This window comes from Aeromonas diversa CDC 2478-85 (assembly GCF_000819805.1).
Lineage (GTDB): Bacteria > Pseudomonadota > Gammaproteobacteria > Enterobacterales > Aeromonadaceae > Aeromonas > Aeromonas diversa.
On sequence record NZ_CDCE01000034.1, the window covers coordinates 237679 to 262600 of the forward strand.

At 63.5% G+C, this 24922-nt stretch carries 19 protein-coding genes and 1 tRNA gene; 6 read left to right on the forward strand and 14 right to left on the reverse strand.

Translation table 11 applies throughout. The features are described from left to right. Positions 1-93: 93 nt before the first annotated feature. The 4 genes from aroA to BN1121_RS15420 all read right to left on the reverse strand — a co-directional run bounded on the left by aroA (position 94) and on the right by BN1121_RS15420 (position 4413). Entirely contained in the window at positions 94-1377 is a 1284-nt protein-coding gene (aroA, locus tag BN1121_RS15405; protein ID WP_005357484.1) for a 3-phosphoshikimate 1-carboxyvinyltransferase, read from the reverse strand. A 137-nt stretch (positions 1378-1514) separates the two neighbouring features. After that, positions 1515-2603 (reverse strand): 3-phosphoserine/phosphohydroxythreonine transaminase, encoded by a 1089-nt coding sequence (gene serC, locus BN1121_RS15410; protein WP_005357482.1) that lies wholly within the window; start codon positions 2601-2603, stop codon positions 1515-1517. Positions 2604-2743: 140 nt separating this feature from the next. Further along, on the reverse strand, positions 2744-3664 hold the full coding sequence (locus BN1121_RS15415; RefSeq protein ID WP_005357479.1) for an electron transfer flavoprotein subunit alpha/FixB family protein: 921 nt from the start codon (positions 3662-3664) through the stop codon (positions 2744-2746). After that, positions 3661-4413 (reverse strand): electron transfer flavoprotein subunit beta/FixA family protein, encoded by a 753-nt coding sequence (locus BN1121_RS15420; protein WP_043598034.1) that lies wholly within the window; start codon positions 4411-4413, stop codon positions 3661-3663. Before BN1121_RS15420 ends, BN1121_RS15415 begins: the two co-directional genes overlap by 4 nt. Before the next feature lie 151 nt (positions 4414-4564). On the opposite strand from BN1121_RS15420, the gene BN1121_RS15425 reads away from it, so the two are divergent. After that, on the forward strand, positions 4565-6187 hold the full coding sequence (locus BN1121_RS15425; protein ID WP_043598036.1) for an electron transfer flavoprotein-ubiquinone oxidoreductase: 1623 nt from the start codon (positions 4565-4567) through the stop codon (positions 6185-6187). Positions 6188-6388: 201 nt separating this feature from the next. After that, entirely contained in the window at positions 6389-7336 is a 948-nt protein-coding gene (gene corA / locus BN1121_RS15430) for a magnesium/cobalt transporter CorA (RefSeq protein WP_005359628.1), read from the forward strand. Between the two features lie 25 nt (positions 7337-7361). Here corA and BN1121_RS15435 read toward each other — a convergent pair whose 3' ends face one another. The 3 genes from BN1121_RS15435 to uvrB are packed head-to-tail and all read right to left on the reverse strand — an operon-like array spanning position 7362 to position 10299. Then, complete coding sequence (locus BN1121_RS15435; protein ID WP_005359627.1) at positions 7362-8063, reverse strand: substrate-binding periplasmic protein; 702 nt, start codon at positions 8061-8063, stop codon at positions 7362-7364. After that, a complete protein-coding gene (locus tag BN1121_RS15440; protein WP_005359617.1) occupies positions 8060-8302 on the reverse strand; it encodes a YkvA family protein in 243 nt (80 codons plus the stop codon). The genes BN1121_RS15435 and BN1121_RS15440 overlap by 4 nt, the downstream gene beginning before the upstream one ends. After that, positions 8299-10299 (reverse strand): excinuclease ABC subunit UvrB, encoded by a 2001-nt coding sequence (uvrB, locus tag BN1121_RS15445; protein ID WP_005359613.1) that lies wholly within the window; start codon positions 10297-10299, stop codon positions 8299-8301. The genes BN1121_RS15440 and uvrB overlap by 4 nt, the downstream gene beginning before the upstream one ends. 154 nt (positions 10300-10453) lie before the next feature. Here uvrB and BN1121_RS15450 point away from each other — a divergent pair. Next, positions 10454-10529: transfer RNA gene (locus tag BN1121_RS15450), tRNA-Asn, on the forward strand. Positions 10530-11220: 691 nt separating this feature from the next. Here BN1121_RS15450 and BN1121_RS15455 read toward each other — a convergent pair. Next, complete coding sequence (locus BN1121_RS15455; RefSeq protein ID WP_005359610.1) at positions 11221-12591, reverse strand: DEAD/DEAH box helicase; 1371 nt, start codon at positions 12589-12591, stop codon at positions 11221-11223. Positions 12592-12810: 219 nt separating this feature from the next. On the opposite strand from BN1121_RS15455, the gene BN1121_RS15460 reads away from it, so the two are divergent. Next, the gene (locus BN1121_RS15460; RefSeq protein WP_152424739.1) at positions 12811-13548 is read left to right on the forward strand and encodes a substrate-binding periplasmic protein; all 738 of its coding nucleotides are present in this window, start codon (positions 12811-12813) and stop codon (positions 13546-13548) included. A gap of 3 nt (positions 13549-13551) precedes the next feature. Here the strand turns inward: BN1121_RS15460 and aroC are convergent, their stop codons facing one another. Then, a complete protein-coding gene (aroC, locus tag BN1121_RS15465; protein WP_005359597.1) occupies positions 13552-14640 on the reverse strand; it encodes a chorismate synthase in 1089 nt (362 codons plus the stop codon). Between the two features lie 12 nt (positions 14641-14652). Then, complete coding sequence (gene prmB, locus BN1121_RS15470; protein WP_005359595.1) at positions 14653-15588, reverse strand: 50S ribosomal protein L3 N(5)-glutamine methyltransferase; 936 nt, start codon at positions 15586-15588, stop codon at positions 14653-14655. A gap of 66 nt (positions 15589-15654) precedes the next feature. Here prmB and smrB point away from each other — a divergent pair, with 66 nt between their 5' ends. Together smrB and BN1121_RS15480 are read left to right on the forward strand one after the other, a co-directional pair. Next, a complete protein-coding gene (gene smrB / locus BN1121_RS15475) occupies positions 15655-16179 on the forward strand; it encodes an endonuclease SmrB (protein WP_005359594.1) in 525 nt (174 codons plus the stop codon). Between the two features lie 61 nt (positions 16180-16240). Beyond that, positions 16241-17524 (forward strand): sensor domain-containing diguanylate cyclase, encoded by a 1284-nt coding sequence (locus BN1121_RS15480; protein ID WP_005359593.1) that lies wholly within the window; start codon positions 16241-16243, stop codon positions 17522-17524. Between the two features lie 4 nt (positions 17525-17528). Here BN1121_RS15480 and BN1121_RS15485 read toward each other — a convergent pair whose 3' ends face one another. The 4 genes from BN1121_RS15485 to BN1121_RS15500 all read right to left on the reverse strand — a co-directional run bounded on the left by BN1121_RS15485 (position 17529) and on the right by BN1121_RS15500 (position 24854). Continuing rightward, on the reverse strand, positions 17529-18011 hold the full coding sequence (locus BN1121_RS15485) for a cupin domain-containing protein (RefSeq protein WP_005359592.1): 483 nt from the start codon (positions 18009-18011) through the stop codon (positions 17529-17531). Positions 18012-18104: 93 nt separating this feature from the next. After that, a complete protein-coding gene (locus BN1121_RS15490; protein WP_043158109.1) occupies positions 18105-20255 on the reverse strand; it encodes a prolyl oligopeptidase family serine peptidase in 2151 nt (716 codons plus the stop codon). 93 nt (positions 20256-20348) lie between these two features. Next, the gene (locus BN1121_RS15495) at positions 20349-21548 is read right to left on the reverse strand and encodes a methyltransferase (RefSeq protein ID WP_005359590.1); all 1200 of its coding nucleotides are present in this window, start codon (positions 21546-21548) and stop codon (positions 20349-20351) included. Between the two features lie 96 nt (positions 21549-21644). After that, positions 21645-24854: an ExeM/NucH family extracellular endonuclease gene (locus BN1121_RS15500; protein ID WP_043598038.1), complete on the reverse strand. Its 3210-nt coding sequence runs from the start codon at positions 24852-24854 to the stop codon at positions 21645-21647. Positions 24855-24922: the final 68 nt, after the last annotated feature.

A 24922-nucleotide genomic window follows, 5' to 3' on the forward strand; every position in this document is an offset into this window, starting at 1 on the left:
AGAAAATTACATCAAAAATGAAAGAAGTGGTTTTTGTGGTATTGCAACTTACAGAAAGGATGCTAAAAGCCCGCCGAAAGACGGGCCTGAGGATTAATCGCGCTGGCTGATGGACGCCAGCTTGGCGAAGTAGTCCGGGAAGGTCTTGGAGGTACAACCCGGGTCGTTGATGGTCACCGGCGTGTCGGAAAGCGCCACCAGCGAGAAGCACATGGCGATACGGTGATCGTTATAGGTATCGATGGCCGCATGGTGCAGGTGTTCGGCCGGGGTGACACAAATAAAGTCCTGCCCCTCCTCCACCAGCGCCCCGACCTTGCGCAGCTCGGTGGCCATGGCGTGCAGGCGATCGGTCTCTTTCACCCGCCAGTTGTAGATGTTGCGGATGATGGTCGGTCCCTTGGCAAACAGGGCCGTGGTGGCGATGGTCATGGCCGCATCGGGAATATGGTTCATGTCCATGTCGATGCCCTGCAACTCACCCTGCTCGGCCTCGATGAAGTCGTCACCCCAGGTGATGCGGGCCCCCATCTTCTCCAGCACGTCGGCAAAATGGATGTCACCCTGAATGCTGTGTTTGCCGATCCCGGTGACCCGCACCTTGCCCTTGATGGCGCCGGCCGCGAGGAAGTAAGAGGCGCTCGAGGCATCCCCCTCCACCAGAAAATCGCCGGGACTGACGTAAGTCTGGTTGCCCTTGATGTAGAAACGCTGGTAGTTGTCGTGCTCTACCACCACGCCGAACTGCTTCATGATGTGCAAGGTGATGTCGATGTAGGGCTTGGAGACCAGCTCCCCCTTGATATGGATGCGGGTATCGCCGGCCGCCATGGGCGCTGCCATCAGGAAGGCGGTGAGGAACTGGCTGGAGACGGACCCATCCACGTGCACGTCCCCCCCCCACAACCCCTTGGCGTCGATGGCCAGGGGCGGGAAGCCCTCACGCTTGAGGTATTGAATATGGGCCCCCGCCTCGCGCAGGGCATCCACCAGATGGCCGATGGGACGCTCCTCCATGCGTGGCTCACCGGTCAGCAAGTATTCGCCGGTGCCAAGGCACAGGGCGGCGCACAGGGGGCGCATGGCAGTGCCGGCGTTACCGAGGAAGAGGCGTACCGTCTCCCTGGCGGCGAAGCTGCGACCCAGGCCGTGCACCGTACACTCGGTCTTGTCGGCCGAGAGCTGATAGCGCACCCCCAACTGGGTGAGGGCATCGAGCATGTGATGGATGTCATCGCTGTCGAGCAGGTTGGTCAGACGAGTGGTGCCACGCGCCAGGGCGGCGAGCAGCAAGGCACGGTTAGAGACACTCTTGGAGCCGGGCAGATTGACGGTGCCGGCAACCCGGGTGATGGGCTCGAGGGATAACGACTTCATAGACATCCTGTTCCTGGTACCTATAAAACTTGACCTGCTTCGGACGTTAACAGCCCGGGCAGGGATCGGCAAGGATCTTGCCTGAATGGATAAAAAAAGGCGCCGGGGGAGACCCGGCGCCATCGTGCGACCGGCGCTTAGCCGTGCTGCTTGGCAAAGCGCTCCATAAACGCCACCAAGGCCTGCACCCCTTCGATGGGCATGGCGTTGTAGATGCTGGCCCGCATCCCCCCGACCAGCTTGTGACCCTTGAGGGCGAGCAGCCCTTCCTCTTTGGCTTCGGCCAGGAAACGGGTATCGAGCTCGGGGTTCTTGAGCTGGAACGGCACGTTCATCCGTGAGCGGCAGGCGGGGTCGACCCGATTGCGGTAGAAATCAGCACTGTCGATATAACCGTAGAGCAGCTCGGCCTTGGCCTTGTTGAGACGCTCCATCTGCTCGAGCCCACCGATCTCCTTGAGCCACTCGAACACCAGGCCGGCCAGATACCAGGCGTAGGTGGGCGGCGTATTAAACATGGAGGCGTGCTCGGCGGTGAGACGATAGTCGAGGATGGCGGGCACGTCGGCGCGCGCCTGGCCCAGTAAATCATCACGCACTATGGCGATAGCCAGCCCGGAGGGGCCAATGTTTTTCTGGGCGCCGGCATAGATGATGCCAAAACGGCTCACATCGAGGGGGCGCGATAGGATGGTGGAGGAGAGATCCGCCACCAGGGGGATGTCGCCGGTCTCGGGGATGTCGAACATCTCGACGCCCTCGATGGTTTCGTTCGGACAGTAGTGCACATAGGCCGCATCCGGGCGAAACGCCGGCGTCGGCAGCAGGCGAGTCACCCCGTCCTCCCCTTTCTCGGCGCCGCCCAGCCCCTGTAGGTCACCGTATTTGAGCCCCTCCTTGAGGGCGCCCTGGGACCAGGCACCGGTCAGCAGGTAGTCAGCCTTGCGGTTATCGCCCCCCAGCAGGTTGAGGGGAACGGCGGCAAACTGGCCGCGGCCGCCCCCGTGCATGAAGAGCACCTTGTAGTTGTCCGGCACGGCCAGCAGATCGCGCAGATCCCGCTCGGCCTTCTCGGCCACCGCCATGAACTCCTTGCCGCGATGGGAGAGCTCCATCACGGAGGCCCCTATCCCCTGAAAATTGCAAAATTCGCGCTGGGCGCGCGCCATAACGGGAGCCGGCAGCATGGCCGGGCCGGCGCAGAAATTGTAAATCGCTTGGTTCATGACAGTTCCGTGGCGTGATCCATGAGAATCATGCTTTTACACCGAACCGGCGGCGGTGAGCAAAGGCTTTTTGCGTGGGCGATCACACAAAAGAGAAAGAGACGGGCGGGTCGCCAGAAGCTGACCCGCCCATGTACGCATCACAACTTGGCGGTGAGCTCGGGGAGCAGGGTGAAGAGATCCCCCACCAGGCCATAGTCGGCAATCTGGAAGATGGGGGCCTCCGGATCCTTGTTGATGGCGACGATGACCCTGGACTCCTTCATACCGGCCAGATGCTGGATGGCACCCGAGATCCCGACCGCAATGTAGAGCTCGGGGGCGACGACCTTGCCGGTCTGGCCCACCTGCAGATCGTTGCCCACAAAACCGGCATCGACTGCGGCGCGAGATGCCCCCACGGCGGCCCCCAGCTTGTCGGCCAGGGCTTCGATCAGGGCAAACTGCTCACGAGAGCCCAGCCCCCTCCCGCCCGAGACCACCACCCGGGCGGCGGTGAGCTCGGGGCGCGCCGAGACGCTGGCCTCACGGCCCGTGATGCGGGCTCGCGCCGCGGCGGGTTCGAGATCCAGGCGCTCAATCGGGGCGGCCGGCTGGCTGCCCATCGGCGCAAAGGCGGTGGGGCGCACCGTCATGAGACGATGGCGTGAGGTCAGGCGCAGGCGCGCCACTGCATTGCCCGCATAGATGGGTCGCACGAAGGTCTCCCCATCCTCGACACCGGTCACATCGCTCAGCGGCTCGACGCCGAGTCGGGCGGCGAGCCTTGGGACGAGATCCCGCCCCAGGGTACCGGCGGCCATCAGGCAGATCTCATACTCCGCCACCAAGGGGAGCAAGGCCTTATCGATGCCAAGCAGGGCGCTCTGGGGCAGCCCGGCGGCCACCTTCACGGCGCTCACCCCGGCCAGTTCGGCCGCGCTCGATGCGGCCTTCTCGGCCCCCTCTCCCAGCAGCAACAGGTCACAGCTGCCGCCACAGAGCCCGGCGGCGGCCACCAGTCGCGGTACCGAGGGAGCGAGACGCCCCTGATCCTGTTCGCCAATAATCAGTACCTTCATGGGATCACCTTGGCCTCTTGTTTGAGTTTGATCAGCAGCTCATCGACCGAGCCGACCAGGGTTCCGCCGCTGCGCTGAGGCGGCGGGGTCACGCCGAGGGGAACGATGGCGCTTTCACCGCTCACTCCCAGGGCCGACCATGGCTGGCTCTCGAGGGGCTTGCGCTTGGCCTTCATGATGTTGGGCAGTGAGGCAAAACGCGGCTCGTTGAGGCGCAGATCCACGCTCACCACGGCAGGCAGGCCCAGGGTCACCGTCTCGAGACCACCGTCTACCTCACGGGTGACCATCAGCTCCCCCCCCTCGGGTTTGAGGGCTGAGGCATAGAGCGCCACCGGCCACTCCAGCAGGGTGCCCAGCATGGCCGGCACCTGACCGTTGTCGCTGTCGATAGACTGCTTGCCGAGCAGCACCAGATCCGGCTGCTCGGCCTCACACACCTTAGCCAGAGCGCGTGCCACCGCCAGCGGTTGCCGTCGCTCGTCGGTGACATAGTGCAGTGCCCGATCGGCCCCCAGCGCCAGCGCATGGCGCAACTGCTCGGCCGCCGTCTCCGGCCCCAGGGTCACCACCACCACTTCCTGGGCGATGCCCTGCTCACGCAGGCGCACCGCCTCTTCCACGGCGATCTCACAGAAGGGGTTGATCCCCATTTTAACGTTGGCAAGGTCCACGTCGGAGCCATCCCCCTTGACGCGCACCTTCACGTTGTAATCGATGACCCGCTTGATTGGGACCAGCAGCTTCATGATCACTCCTTGATAGAGAGAAACACAGGTCGACTCACCCCAGCGGCAACTGCCCCGACCAGCATGAGAGACTCGACCAACTTTTGAATTCAGGTTTACGTTTACGTAAACTTCACTTACTAACCTATGACAACTCGGGAGCAGGGGCAAGATGGAACGCGACGTAATGGAATTCGATGTGGTAGTGGTCGGAGCAGGCCCAGCTGGCCTTGCGGCCGCCATCGCCCTCAAACAGCAGGCCCCCGACTGCTCGGTCTGCCTGCTGGAGAAGGGCTCTGAGGTGGGGGCCCATCTGCTCTCGGGCGCCCTGCTCGACACCCGGGCCCTGCGTGAGCTCTTCCCCGAACGCTGGCAGGAGGCGCCACTCGGTGTGGCGGTGAGCGACGATCAGGTGCATCTGCTGCAAAGCGACAAACGAAGCCTGCGACTGCCCCACTGGGCCGTCCCCCCCTCCATGCACAATGAAGATGCCCGCATCATCAGCCTGGGCAACCTCTGCCGCTGGCTCGCCAAAGAGGCCGAGTCGCTCGGGGTCGAGATCTATCCCGGCTTCGCCGCGAGCGATCTCATCATCGAGGAGGGGGTGGTCAAGGGGGTAGTGACCGGGGATCTGGGACTCGACAAGGAGGGCCATCCCAAGGCAGATCATGTGCCCGGAATGGCCCTGCTCGGCCGCTACACCCTGCTGGCCGAGGGCGCGCGTGGCCATCTGGGCAAACGCCTCATCGAGCAATTTTCCCTGAACGAGGGGCGCCAGGCCCAGCACTATGCCATCGGCTTCAAGGAGCTGTGGCAGCTTCCTGCCGGGCGCACCAGTCCAGGTACCGTGCTGCACGGCAGCGGTTGGCCACTGGGCCAAGAGAGCCACGGTGGCTTCTTCCTCTATCACCAGGAGGGGGATCAGGTGGCGGTCGGCCTCATCGTCGATCTCAACTACCAGAATCCCTGGCTCAGCCCCTTCGACGAGTTCCAGCGCTTCAAGCACCATCCACTCATCGCCTCCGTGCTGGAGGGGGGAGAGCGCGTCAGCTATGGGGCTCGGGCCATCACCAAGGGGGGATGGAACGCCCTGCCCCGCATGCACGTGCCCGGTGCCTTGCTGCTGGGATGCGATGCCGGCACCCTCGACTTCTCGCGCATCAAGGGGATCCACACCGCCATGAAGTCGGGGATGCTGGCGGCCGAGGCACTGAGCGGCGCCCTGGACTCTCGCGGGGAGGATCTCGCTCACTACGATCGGCTCCTCGCCCAAAGCTGGCTCGGCCAATCCCTGCGCCGCAGCCGCCACTTCGGCGCCGCGCTGCACCGTTTCGGCCCCTGGCTCGGAGGGGCATTCAACTGGCTGGAGCAGCGCTTCTTCCCCAAGGGGCTGCCCCTGCACCTTCGCGACGGCGAACCCGACTATCGCCGCCTCAAGCATCAGGATCGCTGCCGGCCCATCGTCTATCCCAAGCCGGACGGCAAACTCAGCTTCGATCGCCCCTCCTCTGTCTATCTGGCCAACACCAGCCACGATGAGGATCAGCCCTGCCATCTCAAGCTGGCCGATCCCTCTATTCCGCTCAGGGTCAATCTGGCCAATTGGGCCGAGCCGGCTCAGCGTTACTGCCCCGCCGGGGTGTTCGAGGTGGTGGAGCAATCGGGCGAACCCGCGTTTCAGATCAATGCGGCCAACTGCATTCACTGCAAGACCTGCGATATCAAGGATCCCAGTCAGAACATCAGCTGGACGCCGCCGCAGGGGGGGTCGGGACCCAACTACCCCAACATGTGATCGGACCTCACGCCTTTTCTGGCAAAGTCGTTGAATATTCGCTGAATAGCCCCTGACAAGCGCGGCGTACCTCTGTATAGTTCGCCGCAGTCAGGTTTTCTTTCGGCCTATGCGTCTTCTTGCATTCTCCTGTCGTCCCTCCGGGCGCGCATAAACCTGAGTGACCATCCCTGCAAACCCAACCGCATCAAGGGGGACCAGATGATTACCGCCTACATCCTCAACAACCAGGTACTCGACATCCACAACCTCGGGCCGCAGGACATACTGCCCGACAACACCATCTGGCTGGATGTCTATAAACCCGATGAAGAGGAGCGGGAGTGGTTGACCGGGCTCTTCCTCGAAGAGGTCCCCGACAAGGAGGAGCTCGATGACATAGAGGCATCGGCTCGCTTCTACTGGGACACCGACGGTCTGCACATTCACTCGCTCTTCCCCCAACGCATCGGCCGTGACACCAAGGGGGTGCACGTCTCCTTTACCTTGCGTAACAACCTGCTCATCAGCATTCGTGAAGATGACATCGGGCTGGTACGCCTGCTGCGCCACTATATGCGTCAGGAGCGCCTCGAGGTGGAGAATGCCCTCGACGTGCTGCTGGAGGTGCAAAACCTCAAGGTCGAATATCTTTCAGATCTGATTGAAGATGGCTACAAGACGTTGGAAGGGACCGCCGATCAGGTGTTCGAAGCCGATCAGCTCACCCCCATCCTCAAAGAGTTGATCGCTCAGGAAGAGACCAACGGCCAGATCCGTCTCTCCCTGCACGATACCCGCCGGGCCCTGCGTTTCTTGAAACGCAGCATGCGTCAAACCATGAGCGGCGAGCAGCACAAGTGGATCGACGAGATGCTCCACGACGTCGAGTCCCTGCTGCCCCACACCCAGTTCCTGTTTGACAAGATCAACTTCCAGCTGGAGGCCGCCATGGGGGTCACCAATCTGGAGCAGAACAAGGTGATCAAGATCTTCTCGGTGGCAGCCGTGGTCTTCCTGCCCCCCACCCTGATCGCCAGCATCTACGGGATGAACTTCGCCCATATGCCTGAGCTGGCCATGGGGTATGGCTACCCCATGTCGATCGGCCTGATGCTGATGTCGGCCTTTGGTACCTACTTCTTCTTCAAACGCAAAGGGTGGCTCTAACGCCACCCTCTGTTTTTCTCGCCCCTCACTGACCGAGATAGTGCTCCTGCAGTCGATAGTAACCACCGCCGGCTCTCAGGCGCTGCAGCCCTTCATTGAATGAGTCTCTGTCTCCCCTGCCTCTGAACAGGAGCCGTAAGTGCAGGGTGGGAAAGAGAAAGTGCACCGCCACGTCCTCTCCCACCACCCCTTTTCGCTGCAGATAGCGCAGGATATTGATATCGACCACCACCACATCGAGCCGCCCCTTCTCCAGCATGCGCAGGCTCTCCTCCAACCGCCCCCGCTCCTGATAGCTGGCCATCTTGTTAACGGCAGCGGCAAACGGCTCTCCGAGCAGACTTCGGGCATGCTGGAAGGCATGCACCCGCATCCCCGCCAACTTATCCAGGCTCCCCAGCGCTATGGCCCGCGACTTGAGGGTCACGGCCACATTTTCGTATGTGATGTGCGGGAGTGAGTAGAAACCGGGCAGATTGCGCTCCGTCGTGACATAGGCGTCAACCCTGCCCGCCAGATAGAGACGCTCGGCACGGCCATAGGGGACAAACATGGGCTTCAGCTCGTGCGAGCCCTCCAGTGCCGCCTTCAGGATATCGAGCTCTAGGCCCGAGGGGGTCTCACCGTCGATAAAGAAGGGGGGCATGGACTCCCCGACGGCGATCACCAGAGGATTGGCCTGCGCCAGCCCGCCGAGCAACAACAAGATCCCCACCAGATGCCTCATTCACGCTCCCCGACCGTCGCACTCACCTCGGGCGGTAGCAGGCGCTCCCAACCCCAGATAAACAGCAATAACAGTGACATATCGTCTACCCACCCCAGCACGGGGATGACGTCAGGCAACAGATCCCAGGGCGAGAGCAGATACAAGACCAACAACACCGCCAGCCCCTTGCACCAGAGCGGGGTGGCCGGGTGGCGCCAGCTGCGCCACAACCGGCGAAAGAGGGTTAACCGCCTCACTCGATCAGCTCCGCGCGCAGGCGCGCCACCTGATCGCGCAGGGCCGCCGCCTGCTCGAACTCGAGGTTCCTGGCGTGCTCGAACATCTGCTCCTCGAGGCGCTTGATCTCGCGGGCCAGCTCGGCGGCGCTGCGCCGCTCGTGGCGGGGTGGCTCGTCGCGCCCCTTGCGCCCGTGACTGCGGCCACTCCCCTCGCCGCCCGTGTCCATCATGTCGACGATCTTCTTGTTGAGCCCCTTGGGCACTATGCCGTGCTGGACGTTGTAGTCGTGCTGCAGGGCGCGCCGTCGCTCGGTCTCCTCGATGGCCACCCGCATCGACTCGGTAATGGTGTCGCCATAGAGGATTACCTTGCCGTTCACGTTGCGCGCCGCCCGACCTATGGTCTGAATGAGGGAGCGAGTGGAGCGCAGGAAGCCCTCCTTGTCCGCATCGAGGATCGCCACCAGAGAGACCTCCGGCATGTCGAGCCCCTCGCGCAGCAGGTTGATCCCGACCACCACGTCGAACTTGCCCAGGCGCAGGTCGCGGATGATCTCGACCCGCTCCACCGTGTCGATGTCCGAGTGCAGATAACGCACCTTGACGTCGTGATCGGCCAGGTACTCGGTCAAGTCCTCGGCCATCTTCTTGGTCAATGTGGTGACCAGCACCCGCTCGTCCACCGCCACCCGCTTGCGAATTTCCGACAGCAGGTCGTCCACCTGGGTGCCGACCGGACGTACCTCGAGCTCGGGGTCGAGCAGGCCGGTGGGGCGCACCACCTGCTGCACCACCTCGCCGGCGGATTTGTTGAGCTCATAAGCACCCGGGGTCGCCGAGACGAACACCGTCTGCGGCATCAGGGCCTCGAACTCGTCGAACTTGAGGGGGCGGTTATCCAGGGCCGAGGGTAGGCGGAAGCCGTACTCCACCAGGGTCTCCTTGCGCGAGCGGTCCCCCTTGTACATGGCCCCGATCTGGGGCACGGTGACGTGGGACTCGTCGATGATGAGCAGGCCATCCCCCGGCAGGTAGTCAAACAGGGTCGGCGGCGGTTCGCCGGGGGCACGGCCCGACAGGTACCGGCTGTAGTTCTCAATCCCCGAGCAGTAGCCGAGCTCCTGCATCATCTCGATGTCGAACTGGGTGCGCTGGCTGATGCGCTGCTCCTCGAGCAGCTTGTTCATGGAGAGCAACGTGGTCTTGCGCTCGCGCAGCTCCTCCTTGATCTTGTCGATGGCCCCGAGGATGGTCTCACGCGGGGTGGCGTAGTGGGTCTTGGGATAGACGGTCCAGCGTGCCACCGTCTGCTCGACGGCGCCGGTCAGGGGATCAAACAGGCTGATGCGCTCTATCTCGTCATCAAACAGCTCGACCCGCACTGCCTGCTTGTCCGACTCGGCCGGGAAGATGTCGATAACCTCGCCGCGCACCCGGAAGGTGCCACGGGCGAAGGCCATCTCGTTGCGGGTGTATTGCAGCTCGGCGAGCCGGCGCAGCATGTCGCGCTGGTTGATGGTATCGCCCACCCGCAGGTGCAGCATCATCTGCAGGTAGGCCTGGGGATCCCCCAGGCCATAGATGGCCGACACCGAGGCGACGATCACCACGTCGCGCCGCTCCAGCAGCGCCTTGGTGGCCGACAGGCGCATCTGCTCGATATGATCGTTGATGCTGGCGTCTTTCTCGATGAAGGTGTCGGTCGAGGGGACGTAGGCCTCAGGCTGGTAGTAGTCGTAGTAGGAGACGAAGTACTCCACCGCGTTGTCCGGGAAAAACTCCTTCATCTCCCCATAGAGCTGGGCCGCCAGAGTCTTGTTGGGGGCCAGGATCATGGTGGGGCGCCCGAGGGTCGCAATCACGTTGGCCATGGTGAAGGTCTTGCCCGACCCGGTCACCCCGAGCAGGGTCTGATGGGCCAGGCCGCTCTCTATCCCGTCGAGCAGGCGTGCGATGGCGCCCGGCTGATCGCCGGAGGGCTGGAACTGGCTGGATAGGGAGAAGGTCTTGCTCATGGGATCTCCGGAGTCACGATACAGGGGCACAGTCTACCGCCATCCGCCATCACTGCCTATGGGCTCAAGGCCCGCTCCCCCTGTACGTATGTGAGCGGCAAGAGGCTTGACCCATATCGGGGTTTTCTGTAGTATGCGTCTCCCTGCTATCTATTCCCCCGTAGTTCAGTCGGTAGAACGGCGGACTGTTAATCCGTATGTCACTGGTTCGAGTCCAGTCGGGGGAGCCACCTTATATCGCCATTTTGGTGCAACTTATCCCCTTAGATGCAGCCCCCTCCCCGAAGTAATGCACATGTGCACAGCCGTAGCACAGCCCCGGTTTTTTGCCCCTTGACGCCCCCTGCAGCATTTTCCTCTGATACATATAACTTATTGTTTTTTATGACAAGTTTTTCACTTCGTCATTTTTTGAACAGGGCTTGAACGCCAGTATTCATGCGGGGTTGAGCACCGTTTTCAATTTTCATAAACAGGGTTATCCACAGTTTCTGTGGGTAACTTACGCCAACCCAGCGCCCATGCGGGTTACCGCCCTGCCCTCCAATAAATCATCGTTTGAAGCCGAAAAAACGATTTTCTTCCAAACCGGATCCGGCGTGACCCGCATCACAGAATCGATCGAGGGCCGGCCAGGTCAGAGATGAATGAAAATGTGCAATAAACGTACGTTTTAAGCTCGCGCGCCAGGTCAGCATTTTCCTCCGCCAACCCGCCTATTTCGCAATAGTGACAGCATAAAATAAAACTCACTTATGCCCCCACCAGCATGGAGGCACCGACTCGACCTTATCGTGCCATTACCGCCCGAGACAGGATAAAACTCCAGAGTGCGGCACCGGGGCAAGAGTGAGGCGCCACCGAGCAACAAAAAAGGCCACACCCGGGTGTGGCCTTTCTCATTGTGAATACGGACCTGGCTTAGGCTTGCGCCGGGCGCGGTCCACGGGGACGGCGACGACGAGCCGGCTTGGCGGCGCGGCTCTCGCCGTCGGCAGCACGGGCCTGGGGCTTGCCGGCGGCTTGCGGGCGGGCACCGTTGGCCGCCTTGGGTTGGCCCTGAGGTGCGCGGCGCGGCTGGCGCTGCTCGTGCGGCTCACGGGGCTCCTTGCGCGGCGGCTGGCCGATCCCCTTGGCGATGGCGTCCAGGGTCTCGCGGGAGGGCTCATAGCCGGCCACGGCCTGCTTGTCGATGGTCTGCTTGATGAGACGCTCGATACCCTTGATGAGCTTGCCTTCGTCGGCGCTCACCAGCGAGATGGCGTGACCGGCGGCGCCGGCACGACCGGTCCGGCCGATGCGGTGCACATAGTCTTCCGCCACGTTTGGCAGCTCGTAGTTGACCACCTGGGGCAACTTGTCGATGTCGAGGCCACGGGCCGCGATGTCGGTGGCCACCAGCACGCGCAGGGTGCCTTCCTTGAAACCGGCCAGAGCACGGGTACGGGCCCCCTGACTCTTGTTGCCGTGGATGGCGGCGGCAGTCACCCCTTCCTTCTCCAGCTTCTCGGCCACGCGGTTGGCGATGTGCTTGGTGCGGGTGAAGACCAGCACCTGCTGCCAGTCGTTGGCCTTGACCAGGTGGGTCAGCAGGGGGATCTTGTTGCCCTTGTCGACCGGGTGCACCAGCTGCTCGATACGCTCGGCGGTGCTGTTGCGCGGGGTCACTTCCACCACGGCCGGCTCGTGCAGCAGACCAGTGGCCAGCTCGCGGATCTCGTCGGCGAAGGTGGCGGAGAAGAGCAGGTTCTGACGCTTCTTGGGCAGCAGGGCCAGGATCTTGCGGATGTCGCGGATAAAGCCCATGTCCAGCATGCGGTCCGCTTCGTCCAGCACCAGGATCTCCAGCTCGTCAAACTTGACGGCGTTCTGGTTGTAGAGATCGAGCAGACGGCCCGGGCAGGCCACCAGCACGTCCAGACCACGGCGCATGGCCATCATCTGCGGGTTGATGCTGACGCCACCGAAGACCACGTGGCTGCGCATCGGCAGGTACTTACCGTACTCACGCACGCTCTCGCCCACCTGGGCGGCCAGCTCGCGGGTCGGGGCCAACACCAGGGCGCGCACCTGGTTGGGAGAAACGCGGCGCTGGCTCTCGGAGAGGCGCTGCAGCATGGGCAGGGTAAAGCCGGCTGTCTTGCCGGTACCGGTCTGGGCGGCTGCCATCAGATCGCGCCCTTCGAGCACGACCGGAATGGCCTTCTGCTGGATCGGGGACGGAGTGTCATAGCCTTGATCGGCCACGGCACGCAGCAGCGGAGCACACAGGCCCAGGGAGTCAAATTGCATGGAATTCCTTGATGGAAACGACGCGGCAATCGGGTCGGCTTCTCTGCGGGGCGCGACCGGCCGGATCGGGAGAGTGTTCGGTTGCCGCCAGGATGCAGAGCTGATGGGGCAAGAAGGTGAGGGAGTGTAACGACTTTGTGGGCCTGTGACGAGTGAAAAATCGCGGTGCCGACCCTGCTCTATACTTTTTCCACCGCGCAATCACGCCACCACACCACCATGAGACGACTCACGGCTCTCTTGCTGCTCCTGGCCCTCCCCTGCTACGGGGCGGCCCCCCTCAAGATCGGCTGGTCACCCTGGCCACCGTTTCAGTATGAGGATCACCGTCAGCGGCTCACGGGCATCGACATCGAGCTCACCCGCTCCGTCCTGGAGCGGCTTGGCAGGGAGTATCGCTTCGTCAGCATGCCGTGGGCCCGCTCACTGCATGCCCTGCAATATTCCGAGATAGATGTGGCCATGGGGGCCCGCTATCTGCCCGAGCGCGCCCGGCTCTTTGACTACAGCGAGCCCTATCGATACAGCGATCTGGTGTTGCTGCTACGCAGCGAAGAGCAGGAAAAATGGCGCTCGCTCACCGACTATCGAGAGTTCTGCCGCCAGGGGGCGATGAGTGGGGCCCGGCTGAGAGGGGTCAAGATCCTCGGTCAGCTCCCCTGTCCCGCCTTGCAGCGCTTTCGGCAAGAAAACAGCGACGACAGGTTATTGCTGCTGCTCCTCTCCCATCGGGTAGACGGCATCATCATGGAGCGTCACAACGCCTCGGCCCTGCTTAGGGAAACGCCGGGGAAGATGAGTCAGGTTCACTGCCAGCTCTTGCTCGAGCGCACGCCGGTGCACCTGATTTTCACCAAGGGGAGGATGGGGAAAGAGGGGTTGAAGCAGATCAACCTGCTCATCGAGCAGCAGAGGGAGGAAGGCACGTCCTCCTCCCCCTGCACCCTAATGGAGTGAGCCTCAGCGCAGCTGCGGGGTGCCGGTGTGCACCCCGAGATTCTGTGCCCGGTGGCGCAGCAGATGATCCATCAGCACCAAGGCCAGCATGGCCTCGGCGATGGGCACGGCGCGAATGCCGACGCACGGGTCGTGGCGGCCACGGGTGATCATCTCTGTCGCCTCTCCGTCGGTGGTGATGGTCTTGCCCGGCACAGTGATGCTGGAGGTAGGCTTGAGCGCCATGCTCACCACTATCTCCTGCCCCGAGGAGATGCCACCCAGAACGCCACCGGCGTGGTTGCTGGCAAAGCCTTGCGGCCCCATCTCGTCGCGATGCTGGGATCCTTTCTGCTCCACCACCGCGAAGCCGTCACCGATCTCGACCCCCTTGACCGCATTGATCCCCATCATGGCGTGGGCGATGTCCGCATCGAGGCGATCGAATACCGGCTCACCGAGCCCCACCGGGACGTTGCGGGCCACCACCTGCACCTTGGCGCCTATGCTGTCCCCCTCTTTCTTGAGCGCTCGCATAAACTCGTCAAGCGCGTCGAGCTTGCCCGCGTCGGGGAAGAAGAAGGGGTTCTGCTCGATTTGCGCCGCATCGAAGGCCTCGGCCTTGATGGGGCCGAGCTGAGAGAGATAACCGACGATCTCGATGCCGTGCACCTGTGCCAGGTACTTCTTGGCGATGGCGCCGGCCGCGACCCGCATGGCGGTCTCACGGGCCGAGGAGCGACCGCCGCCGCGATAATCGCGCAGACCGTACTTCTGGTGATAGGTGTAATCGGCGTGGCCCGGGCGGAACAAGTCCTTGATATCGGAGTAGTCCTTGGAACGCTGATCGGTGTTCTCGATAAGCAGCCCGATGGAGGTGCCCGTGGTCTTGCCCTCGAACACACCGGAGAGGATCTTCACCTCATCCGGCTCACGGCGCTGCGTGGTGTAGCGCGAGGTGCCAGGCTTGCGCCGGTCGAGATCGCGCTGCAAATCAGCCTCGGTGATCTCGAGCCCCGGCGGACAGCCGTCGACGATGGCGCCGAGCGCCATGCCGTGGCTCTCGCCGAAGGTAGTCACGCGAAAGAGCTGGCCAATGGTGTTCCCTGCCATGATGCGTCCTTATTAGCTCTTGTAGATGGCGAAATGTTCCTGATACTGCACCAGCTCGGCGCGAGTCATGGCGAAGACGCCGTGGCCACCGTTCTCGAACTCCACCCAAGTGAAGGGGATCTCGGGGAACTGGGCTTCCAGGTGCACCATGCTGTTACCCACCTCGACGATCAGCATGCCGTCGTCGGTCAGGAAATCGGCCGCATTGGCGAGGATGCGTTTGGTGAGCTTGAGCCCGTCGGAGCCCGAGGCGAGCGCCAGTTCCGGCTCGTGGCGGAACTCGTCCGGCAGATCCGACATGTCTTCGGCATCCACGTAGGGCGGGTTGGAGACGATGATGTCGTATTTGTCGCCCAGCGGCAGATCGCGGAACAGATCGGAGCGAATGGGGATCACCTGCTGCTCGAGGCCGTGATCGGCGATGTTGCGCTCGGCCACGTTGAGGGCATCGACGCTGATGTCGATGGCGTCCACTTCGGCATCCGGGAACTCATGCGCCATGACGATGGCGATGCAACCCGAGCCGGTGCAGAGATCCATGATCCGGGTCGGCTCATGCTTGAGGAAGGGGGCGAAGCGGTTGGCGATGAGCTCGGCAATGGGTGAACGAGGTACCAGTACCCGCTCGTCCACATAGAACTCCCAACCCGCATACCAGGCCTTGTTGGTCAGATAAGCGGCCGGCAGGCGCTCTTGCACCCGGCGGATGATGAGCTCGGCCACCCGGTGACGCTCACTGGTGGTGAGTCGGGAGTGACGCATCTCGGGGTCGACGTCCGGCGGCAGGTGCAGGGCGGGCAGTACCAGTTGCACGGCTTCATCCCAGGCATTGTCGGTACCGTGGCCATAAAAGATACCGGCGTCGTTGAAACGACTCATGGCCCAGCGCAACATGTCCTGGATGGTGTGCATCTCGGCAACCACCTCGTCGATAAAGATCTTGTCCAAAACCACCTCCAAGTCGAGTAATATCCGGCCCAGATTGTTAACCAGAGCCAACAGACGAGCACACTAATGAAGAAGACGCCGCCGCTAACCGACGATGAACGCCAGTTGTTTCGCGATGCGGTCAAGGGTACCCGTCAAATCAGGCAAGATACCATAAGTGCCGACTTCAAGCCGGTCAAGCAGAAACGCCAGCTGCGTCTCGAGCGCGAAAACCTTGGGCTTGAGCACCATTTCAGCGACGAATTTCACCCCCATCTCGAGAGCGACGGTCCCATGCGCTATGTGCGGGCCGACGTCTCCAGGTTCGAGCTCAAGAAGCTGCGCCGCGGCGATTATCCGCCGGAGATCCTGCTGGACGTGCACGGCATGAGCCAGACCCAGGCCAAGGCGGAACTCTCGGCGCTGCTGTCGGCCTGCGAGCGCGACAACCTGCACGTGGCCTGCGTGATGCATGGCATCGGCAAGCACATCCTCAAACAGCGCATCCCGGCCTGGCTGGCCCAGCACCCCAGGGTGCGCGCCTTCCATCAGGCGTCGCGGGAATGGGGTGGCGACAGCGCCCTCCTGGTGTTGCTCGACGTGGAGGAGTGAACACGGCGACAAGGGCATCGACCTCTCTATACTGGGATCATCGTAACAGAGGGAGAGCGCCATGTTTGCACAGGGGGCCCACGGTGAGATCAAGTCATCACTCGACGCCATAGGGACCGCTGTCGCCCTGTTTGCGCTCGACAGTCAGGGCAAGTTCTTGCTGGTCTCGGCCAACGACACCTTTATCCAGGAGTTCGATGTCGATGTGACGCGATCGCTGGGGCAACCCTTGAGCCATCTCTTTCCCCGCTACATGCTGCCGCAGATGGAGGCACCCATGCAGGAGTGCGTGGATCAGCAGCTCGGACTCGAGAGCGAAGTGGCCATCGATCACATGGCACGCACCCACTGGTGGCGCCTCATTATCTCCCCCATCATCCCGCCTCAGGGTCGCATCGAGCGGGTGCTGGTGACCGCCATCGACATCACCAGCAAGAAACAGCTCGAAGAGGCCTTGATCATGAGCCGTCAGCGGTTCGAGGCCGTCGTCAACTCGGCCTATGACGGCATTCTCAGCGTCAACAATGAGACCCGCATCGAGCTTATCAACACGGCGGCCTGCGAGATGTTTGGCGTGGGGCAGGAGGTGATCGGCAAACGCCTCGACGCCCTGATGCCCCAGCGCTTTCGCAGCCACCACGACACCTACTTTCACGCCTTCAGCAACTCCCCCATCAACTCCCGTCCCATGCATGCCCGTGCCTCTGTGGTGGGGCTGCGCCGGGATGGCAGCGAATTCCCCCTCGAAGTGACCATCGCCAAGATCAATCTGGGTCATACCACAGAGATGACGGCCATCATGCGCGACATCTCGGAGCGGGCCAAGCTGGTCGAAGAGCTAAAAGTCGCGGCGACCACGGATCCGCTGACCGGGGTCGTCAATCGCCGCCGCTTTAACGAGCAGGTCAACATGGAGATCAATCGAGCGCAGCGCTTCAAACACCCGCTCTCACTGCTGCTGCTCGATATCGATCATTTCAAGCTCATCAACGACACCCATGGTCATCTGCTGGGCGATCAGGCGCTCATCAGCCTGGTGGCCAGACTCAAGGAACAGCTAAGGGAGGTTGATCTGCTGGGACGCTGGGGAGGCGAGGAGTTCATCATTCTGCTCCCCGAGACACCCCAGGAGTTGGCCATGGCCACCGCCGAGCGCCTGCGAATCGCCGTGGAGTCGAGACCGCACACCTTGAGCGCCGAGCTGGCCATCCCCATGACCATCAGCGTCGGGGTGAGCGGCTATCAGGATCAGGGCGACAGCGCCGACAAGATGCTGACTCGGGCCGACACCGCGCTCTATATGGCCAAGCGACAGGGTCGCAATCGCAGTCAAGAGGCACAATAACGCGTCACACCTTACGACCTGCGGCCGGCTCGTCGATATCGGCCATGTTGACCAGATTCCAGGGCAGGCCGGTGTGGCGAAACAGCCGCTGCTGCTTGTCGGGGTAGTCGCACACGTCGCTCGCCAGGCGAGCGCCCATCACCAGACAGCGCAGCACCCCCTCCCCGCAGTTGCGCAGGTTGTGGCCCAGCCCCCCGGCGCGGTAACCGATGAAGTCCCCCGCCGACACCCGCACCGTCTCATCGCCGATGCGCGCCTCGGCCTCCCCCTCGAGGATGAAGACCGCCTCGTCTTCCATGTGGTGGCGGTGAAACTCCGAGGTGAGCGCACCGGGGGCGAGCTCAACCAGGTGGATCCCAAGGGTTGTCAAGCCTGTCATGTCCCCCAGAGACTTGTTCACCCGCTTGGCCTCGGGGTTGAGGAAATGGGTCTTGCGGATCCCCTCGAGGCGTGCCAAATCGCTGCCGGTTATCAGATATCGTTCCATCTTCTCGCCCTCCCTGTGTCTCTCCCTGAGTATATCCAGCCCGACAGGCGATGAGGACCGCAATAAAAAGGCCGGTCAGTGACCGGCCCTGGTTTACTCTGTCGCGAGCGTCTTCACGCCCATGTTCCAGAGGATGAAGCTCTGCACGTCGGCAGCCTGATCCACCAGCATAGACACCGGCATACCGGCGCCGTGGCCGGCATTGACGTCGATGCGGATGAGCTGGGGCGATGCGCCGCCATCCTTGGCCTGCAGCTCGGCGGCAAACTTGAACGAGTGCGCCGGCACCACCCGATCGTCGTGATCGGCGGTGGTAATGAGTGTGGCCGGATGGTTCACCCCGGTGCGCACGTTGTGCAGGGGCGAGTAGCCCTTGAGGTAGGCAAACATCTCGGGGCTCTGCTCGGCGGTGCCATAGTCATAGGCCCAGCCGGCACCGGCGGTGAAGGTGTGGTAGCGCAGCATGTCGAGCACCCCGACCGCCGGCACCGCTACCCGGAACAAGTCCGGGCGCTGGGTCAGGGCCGCCCCCACCAGCAGGCCACCGTTAGAGCCGCCGCGAATGGCCAGGGTGTCGGGTGTGGCATACCCCTCGGCGATCAGGGTCTCGGCCGCGGCGATGAAATCGTCGAACACGTTTTGCTTGCGGGTCTGGATCCCGCCCTCGTGCCAGGCCTTGCCGTACTCCCCACCGCCGCGCAGATTGGCCACCGCATAGACACCCCCCATCTCCATCCAGACCGCAATGGCGACACTGAAGGCGGGGGTGAGGCTGACGTTGAAACCGCCATAGCCGTAGAGAATGGCCGGCGCCTTGCCATCGAGTTTGAGCCCCTTGCGATGGCTGACGATCATGGGCACCCGGGTGCCGTCTTTCGAGCGATAGAACACCTGCTCTGAGACATAGTCATCAGGGCTGAAACGGGTCTTGGGGCGGCTATGCAGCATCGACTCACCACTGGAGGGATCGAAGCGATAGACGCTGGAGGGGGTCACCATGTTGGTGAAGCTGTAATAGAGCGCAGTCTCACCCCGCTTGCCCTCGAATCCGCTGACGGTGCCGAGCCCCGGCAGGCTCACCTCGCGTACCCGCTTGCCCTGATAGTCATATTGCTCGACCCGAGCCACCGCATCGCGCAGGTAGTGGGCGAAGAGGTAACCACCGCCAGTGGTGACGCTCAGCACCTCGCCGCGCTCAGGGATGAGATCGCGCCACGCCGCAGGCGACGGGTTGCTCGCCTCGGCCACCACCAGGCGGTAGTTGGGGGCATTGAGGTTGGTAAGCAGGAACAGGCGCTCGCCGTCGCTGCCCACCAGGTGGGTGTCGGCCTCCAGGCTCGCCTGTATCGTCACCAGCGGCGCGTCGGGACGATGGAGAGAGCGTAGATAGAGCCGGTTACCCGAGGTCGCCTCGGCCGCCGAGATCAGCAGGTAGCGATCGTCTTCGGTCACCTGGGCCCCGACGTAGCGGTGCTTCTCGCCGGGGGCGGCGCCGAAGATCACGGCGTCGTCGCGCTGAGGGGTACCAAGGCGGTGGAAGTAGAGCTTGTGTTGGTCGGTCTTGGCCGAAAGCGCGCTGCCACCGGGCTTGTCATAACTCGAATAGAAGAAGCCTTCGTTACCGAGCCAGCTGATGGCGCTGAACTTGACGTCGGTCAGCGGCGCATCGACCGGCGCCTTGGTGCGGGTGTCGATGATCTGCACGGTACGCCAGTCGCTGCCACCGGCCGAAACCGAATAGGCGAGCAAACGACCGTCGCGGGAGAAACCGAGCTCGCCAAGCGAACTGGTGCCGTCCTGACTGAAGTCGTTGGGGTCGAGGAATAGCTCCTCCCCCTGCGCGCCCTGCCGATAGAGCACGGACTGGTTCTGCAGCCCGTCGTTTTTAAAGAGATAACTCACCCCCCCTTCGGTGAAGGGCGCCCCCTCGCGGGGGAAGTTCCAGGCACTGGCCAGGCGCTCGCGCAGGGCTGCCCGGTAGGGGATCTGGTCGAGATAATCGAAGGTCACGGCGTTTTGCGCCGTCACCCAGGCGGCGGTCTCGGGGCTGCGATCATCCTCGAGCCAGCGGTAAGGGTCGGCCACCTGGGTGCCAAAATAGGTATCGACCACCTCCCCTTGACGGGTGGCGGGATAGGTCACGTGATTCATGGGTCTTCCTGACAGAGTGGATGAAGCCTCCCGCTCCTGCCCGGCGCAGGCCGACAGGAGTGACAAGGAGGCGGCGCAGACGAGTCGTCGCATAGGCTGGCTCTTGTTGTTGTTCGTTGCTTCCCTTCAAGGGCCTTCGAGCCTAACAAATGGCGCGCCCCAGGCCAACTCCCAGCTTGGGGCGACTTAGCGGCGCACGGCGCGGATCAGGATGTTGCGCGGCGTCAAGGGACGATCGCAAAACTCGCCGATCTCGACTCCATATCCCTCCTCTTCCAGACGCAGGGCACGGTCCAGTACCAGCCACATCTCCAGAGGACGACGAAATAGGTGGCGCACCAGCTCCATACGAAGGACCAGCGCGGCCCGCGCCTGTCCCACGGAGAGCCAGTGCGCCTCGTCGATCCGATCCGGCAGTGTCACGCCGCGTAGCCCCGCCGCCCAACGGCAAAAATCGCTGAAGCTGCCGTTAAAGAGGCTCTTTTGGGTATTGGGTACCGGCAGATAGGCATCGACGGCACGGACCGCACGTTGCAGGCTGTCAAAGCCCAGACGCCACACCACCTCCTGCTCGCGCAGGCGCCGTACCCGGGCGCCGGCGGTCACCGTCTCTTGCAAAGGCAGGCGCAGATCCGATTTACCCAGACGCAGGGCGCTCTCTCGCCCCGCCCGACTGAGCGGCCGATAGTGCTCGCCGCGGATCAGATGATAACAGCAAGGGGAAAGGGTCACCCCGTGCGCCCCCCGCCTGGCCACCTGCTCGATCAGCGTGGTGTGCAACTCGCCGCAAGCATGCAGGGCCAGGGCGTGATGCGCTGGCGTGATGAGGTCGGCCGCCGGCGCCGTGAAGGCATCCCCCTGCACGAAGCGCTGATGGGCGCCGTCTCGCTCGGCGAGCAGTCGCCCCTCCTCACACAGGGCGGTCTGCCACTCCAGGCTGGTGACCGATTGGTGTCGGGTGAGCGAGACCAGACGCCCCAGGTGCCCTTTGCCGGCACACCACTCGAGCCAGGGGCCCTCGTGCTGTGGCAATGCGCCGGTGAAGGCGAGGATCTGGGACCACTTGCGCCCCGGCGTATGGCGCGCCAGGAAGGCGTCCACCTCGGGGGGCTCCCCCCTCAGAGGGGGCAGGACGGCCAGGGCATGCAGCTCGTGCCCCTGGGGGATCCAAGGGGAGAGAAAATCGCACAGGGCGGCGCCGTCCCCATCCAGACGCAGCACCTCTTCATCATCCATGGCCAGCAGGGCCTCCGCCAGCGCAGGCGCCTCATCGGCAAAGCAGAGGCGCGTGTGATGATAGGGCTGAGTCTGCCACCAGGGGGCGGTGGCGGTAAGCAGGGCGTCGAGACGCGCAAAACGTTGGGCGAGCAAGGGGCAGGTCCACATCAGATAAAATCGCGGCCATTCTAGCGATCGGCCATCAAAAAGCATCCGGGCAGCATAAAAAAAGGGGCGCCGCGGCGCCCCATAATCATGGTGCTATCAGAAGGGCCACCAGGATTTGTCGTTATCTTCGATGGTGACACGGGTGGCGGCAGGGCTGCCGGCCTTGGCGCCACGCACCTGGGCGAGCCTGGCGGTGAAGGTCTCGGCCTTCTCGACAAACCAGTCGTCGACCACCAGCACCCGCACCGACTTGACGCCACCCTCACCCGGGGCCCAGCGCACCGTGCTGCTGCCCCAGGGCAGGTAGTCGAGCAGCCAGCTGGCCGAGCCCGAGGCAAAGCTGACGCTGGCCTGGGCGCTCTGGGAGAGATCGCCGCTGCGCACCAGGGGGATCTCGACGAACCACAGCCCCTCGCGAGTCGTCAGTTCACTCGCCCCCATCTGGATGCTGGCCGGCGCGGCCACATCGCTCAGGGTGGCGCGGGTCACTCTGGTCTCGCCCAGCACGGCGCCGCTGGCGTCGGTGAGCTCGACCGTGAAGGTCTCGTCCCCTTCGTTCAGGGCATCCGGCTTGGTCGGCACCACCAGTGTCTTGCCGCCGCTCTCCCCGTCAGCCCAGCTGAGGGTGCCGCTGGCCAGCGCCAGATCCTCGGCCCCTGCCGTGCCCGGCACCACGCGCCAGCTGACGCTGGCCTCGCCGAAGCTGCCGTCACGACGGGTCACGCCGAGGGTCAGGCTCTCCCCTTCCTTCACCAAGGCATCCTCCTGATCCAGGCTCAGGGTGCCGCGCGGCGGCTCGGGATAGGTGATGGCGATAAGCAGGGGATCGTGATCCGAGGCGCTGAACGGATTGTCGGACTTGGCCAGCTTGCCGCTGTACTTGACGCCGTACTCGAACAGGTTGCTCTCGGTCGAGTTGATGTGCCAATCCTCGACCCCGATCACCTTGGCGGCGAGCCCGGGACTGGCCAGGGCGTGATCCAGGTTGCCGAGCTCCCCTTCATAGCTGTAGGAGAAGGTGTCGCTGCCGTGGAAGCGGGTGTTGAGGTTGACCAGGCCGGCCCCCAGGCCGATGGCCTCACCCTGCACCTGATAGTCGACACCGGCCAGGCGGGTGTGGGAGGCGGTGACCACGGGACGCGGCGTGTTGGCCGGATCGTAGTCGGTCAGGGCGCGGATGGGATCTTCCATGCCATAGGCGTTCATGTCGCCGATGAGCAGCACATCGCCGCCTTCGCCCTTGAGGCGCTCACCCAGCACCCGGGCCGCCGAGACGCGCAGGGCGTTGCAGTGCCCCTGCTGATCCAGGGGATCGGCGCTGGCGTAGTCCGGGTAGTCCTCGAAGCAGGCCGAGCCCTTGGACTTGAGGTGGTTGACCACCAGGGTGAGCGGCACATCCCCCTTGGGCGAGGTGAAGCGTTGCAACAAGGACTCGCGCATCCCCTGCTTGATGTTCACCGTCTTGCCGCTGGCGTCCACCGCCTCGGCCACCTGCAGCGGCATCTCGATAAGCTCGGCACCGCCCGAGAGCGACACCCGGGCCGGTCGATAGAGCAGCCCCACCGTGATGGCATCGCCGCCGATGGGCTGACCGTCGGGGGAGCTGACGAAGCGGTACTGCTCGTCGCCCGGCAGACCGGCGTTGAGGGCATCGACCAGATTGGCGATGGCGGAGTTGGGGCCGTAGCCGTTGTTCTCGATCTCCATCAGCCCCACCACGTCCGCGTTGAGGCGGGTGATGGCGTTGACGATCTTGGTGCGCTGCAACTCGAACTCGGACAGTGTCAGGGCACCACGGTTGTCACCGGTCGGGTTGGCGTCGCCGCCGACCACGGTCGTGAAGAAGTTGAGCACGTTGAAGCTCGCCACCCGCAGATCGCCGGCCTGGGCCAGCTCGGGGGTCTCCACCCGATCCCAGCCGGTATGATCCACCTGACTCGATGTGATGGTGTTGTCCGCCACCAGACGGAACAGGTTATAGGAGAAACCCAGCGCCCCCTCGAGGCCGCTCAGCTTGTCGCCGACGCGCAGATAGCCGGTTTCGGGGTGAAAGCCCGGATACCAGGGCAGCACGCCGTCCGGTGCCTTGGCGTCGGTCTCCACCACCAGCTGGTTGGCGAGGTTGCGCGCCTGCCAGTCGCTGGCTTGCTGGCTCATGGCCGGGAACTTCTGGGTCGACTTGATGAGCGGCGCCCCGTAGGCGAGTGCCAGGTTGTTGCGCTTGCCGTCGTAGTCAAAACCGAAGTTGCGGGTCACCACCAGGTTGCTCTCGGGCATCAGGCGCACCCTCATCCCCTCGTGGCGCTCGAGCAGTGCGGCGAGGGTCTCGCCCGGCTCGGCGACAAGGGGAGTGGCTGCAATCGGGGTGGCCGGGGTGGGGCTCACCGCCCACTGGTCGGCGCCGAGCTGGGTCTGGTTGAAGTACTCCTTGACCTTGCCCGAGACACACACCTCGGCCCCCACCTTGATGGCCGGGTCGCTCTTGGTGGTGTAGACGAAGATCCCGTCCGAGGTGGCCGGGTCACCGTCCCCTTGCGCATCTTGCAGGAAGAAGCCCTTGTAGAGGCCACCCACCACCTGGGTCACCACGCCGCGGGTGGCGGTGGTGCCATCGGCTTCAAACTTGCCGGCCGGCACCAGGGGGCTGGTCACGCCACTGCCCTGAATGGCCGGGATCGGGGTGAGGTTGTCCACCGGGCAGACGAAGGTGACTGGGGGGGGCACGTCGGAGCAGGCCCCCTCCCCGCCGCAACCGAGGCCGCTGGCGTCATCCTTGGGGTAGGCCACAAACTCGGCGGCCGGATCGAAGGAGGCGGCGGCATCTACCCGCCCCTGGTTCACCGTAGCCTTGCGGCGCAGGGTCTGATCGAGGGTGCTGACACTGCCCGACACCCAGGCTGTGCCCGGATCCACGCCGACCTGACCGACGCTGTCGGCCACCTCGCTGCCATGCCACAGCACCAGGGCATCATCCCCGTTGAAGGTCAGGGCGTTACTCTTGACACCGGCCTTGGCCAGGATCTCGGCATTGGAGCTACCGTGCGCCAGCACCAGGGAGGCGCCGGGGGCCAGGGTGCCCTGCAGGGTCACCGTCGCGGTCGGGCTCTTGTCGATGGCCAGACCGTTGGCGTAGAGGGCGAGGCGATACTCGGCCAGTTCAACCGGTGCCGACCCCAGGTTACTTATCTCGACCGCCTTGTTGTTGCTGCTCCCTTCCAGATACTCGGTGATGAGCAGCTCGGCGTGGGCCTGACCGGCCAATGCCAACGCCACCGCCGAGGCGAGCAGTGTGTATCTTCCTGACATGCTTGTTCCTTATTGTTTGTGATTGTATTCCGTACTCTCCCACCCGGTTCACCACGCTGGTGTGCAAC

Coding starts and splice junctions, on each gene's coding strand:
- aroA (WP_005357484.1), bottom strand. CDS start 1,377: ATGAAGTCGTTATCCCTCGAGCCCATCACCCGGGTTGCCGGCACCGTC.
- serC (WP_005357482.1), bottom strand. CDS start 2,603: ATGAACCAAGCGATTTACAATTTCTGCGCCGGCCCGGCCATGCTGCCG.
- BN1121_RS15415 (WP_005357479.1), bottom strand. CDS start 3,664: ATGAAGGTACTGATTATTGGCGAACAGGATCAGGGGCGTCTCGCTCCC.
- BN1121_RS15420 (WP_043598034.1), bottom strand. CDS start 4,413: ATGAAGCTGCTGGTCCCAATCAAGCGGGTCATCGATTACAACGTGAAG.
- BN1121_RS15425 (WP_043598036.1), top strand. CDS start 4,565: ATGGAACGCGACGTAATGGAATTCGATGTGGTAGTGGTCGGAGCAGGC.
- corA (WP_005359628.1), top strand. CDS start 6,389: ATGATTACCGCCTACATCCTCAACAACCAGGTACTCGACATCCACAAC.
- BN1121_RS15435 (WP_005359627.1), bottom strand. CDS start 8,063: ATGAGGCATCTGGTGGGGATCTTGTTGTTGCTCGGCGGGCTGGCGCAG.
- uvrB (WP_005359613.1), bottom strand. CDS start 10,299: ATGAGCAAGACCTTCTCCCTATCCAGCCAGTTCCAGCCCTCCGGCGAT.
- BN1121_RS15455 (WP_005359610.1), bottom strand. CDS start 12,591: ATGCAATTTGACTCCCTGGGCCTGTGTGCTCCGCTGCTGCGTGCCGTG.
- BN1121_RS15460 (WP_152424739.1), top strand. CDS start 12,811: ATGAGACGACTCACGGCTCTCTTGCTGCTCCTGGCCCTCCCCTGCTAC.
- aroC (WP_005359597.1), bottom strand. CDS start 14,640: ATGGCAGGGAACACCATTGGCCAGCTCTTTCGCGTGACTACCTTCGGC.
- smrB (WP_005359594.1), top strand. CDS start 15,655: ATGAAGAAGACGCCGCCGCTAACCGACGATGAACGCCAGTTGTTTCGC.
- BN1121_RS15480 (WP_005359593.1), top strand. CDS start 16,241: ATGTTTGCACAGGGGGCCCACGGTGAGATCAAGTCATCACTCGACGCC.
- BN1121_RS15485 (WP_005359592.1), bottom strand. CDS start 18,011: ATGGAACGATATCTGATAACCGGCAGCGATTTGGCACGCCTCGAGGGG.
- BN1121_RS15490 (WP_043158109.1), bottom strand. CDS start 20,255: ATGCGACGACTCGTCTGCGCCGCCTCCTTGTCACTCCTGTCGGCCTGC.
- BN1121_RS15495 (WP_005359590.1), bottom strand. CDS start 21,548: ATGTGGACCTGCCCCTTGCTCGCCCAACGTTTTGCGCGTCTCGACGCC.
- BN1121_RS15500 (WP_043598038.1), bottom strand. CDS start 24,854: ATGTCAGGAAGATACACACTGCTCGCCTCGGCGGTGGCGTTGGCATTG.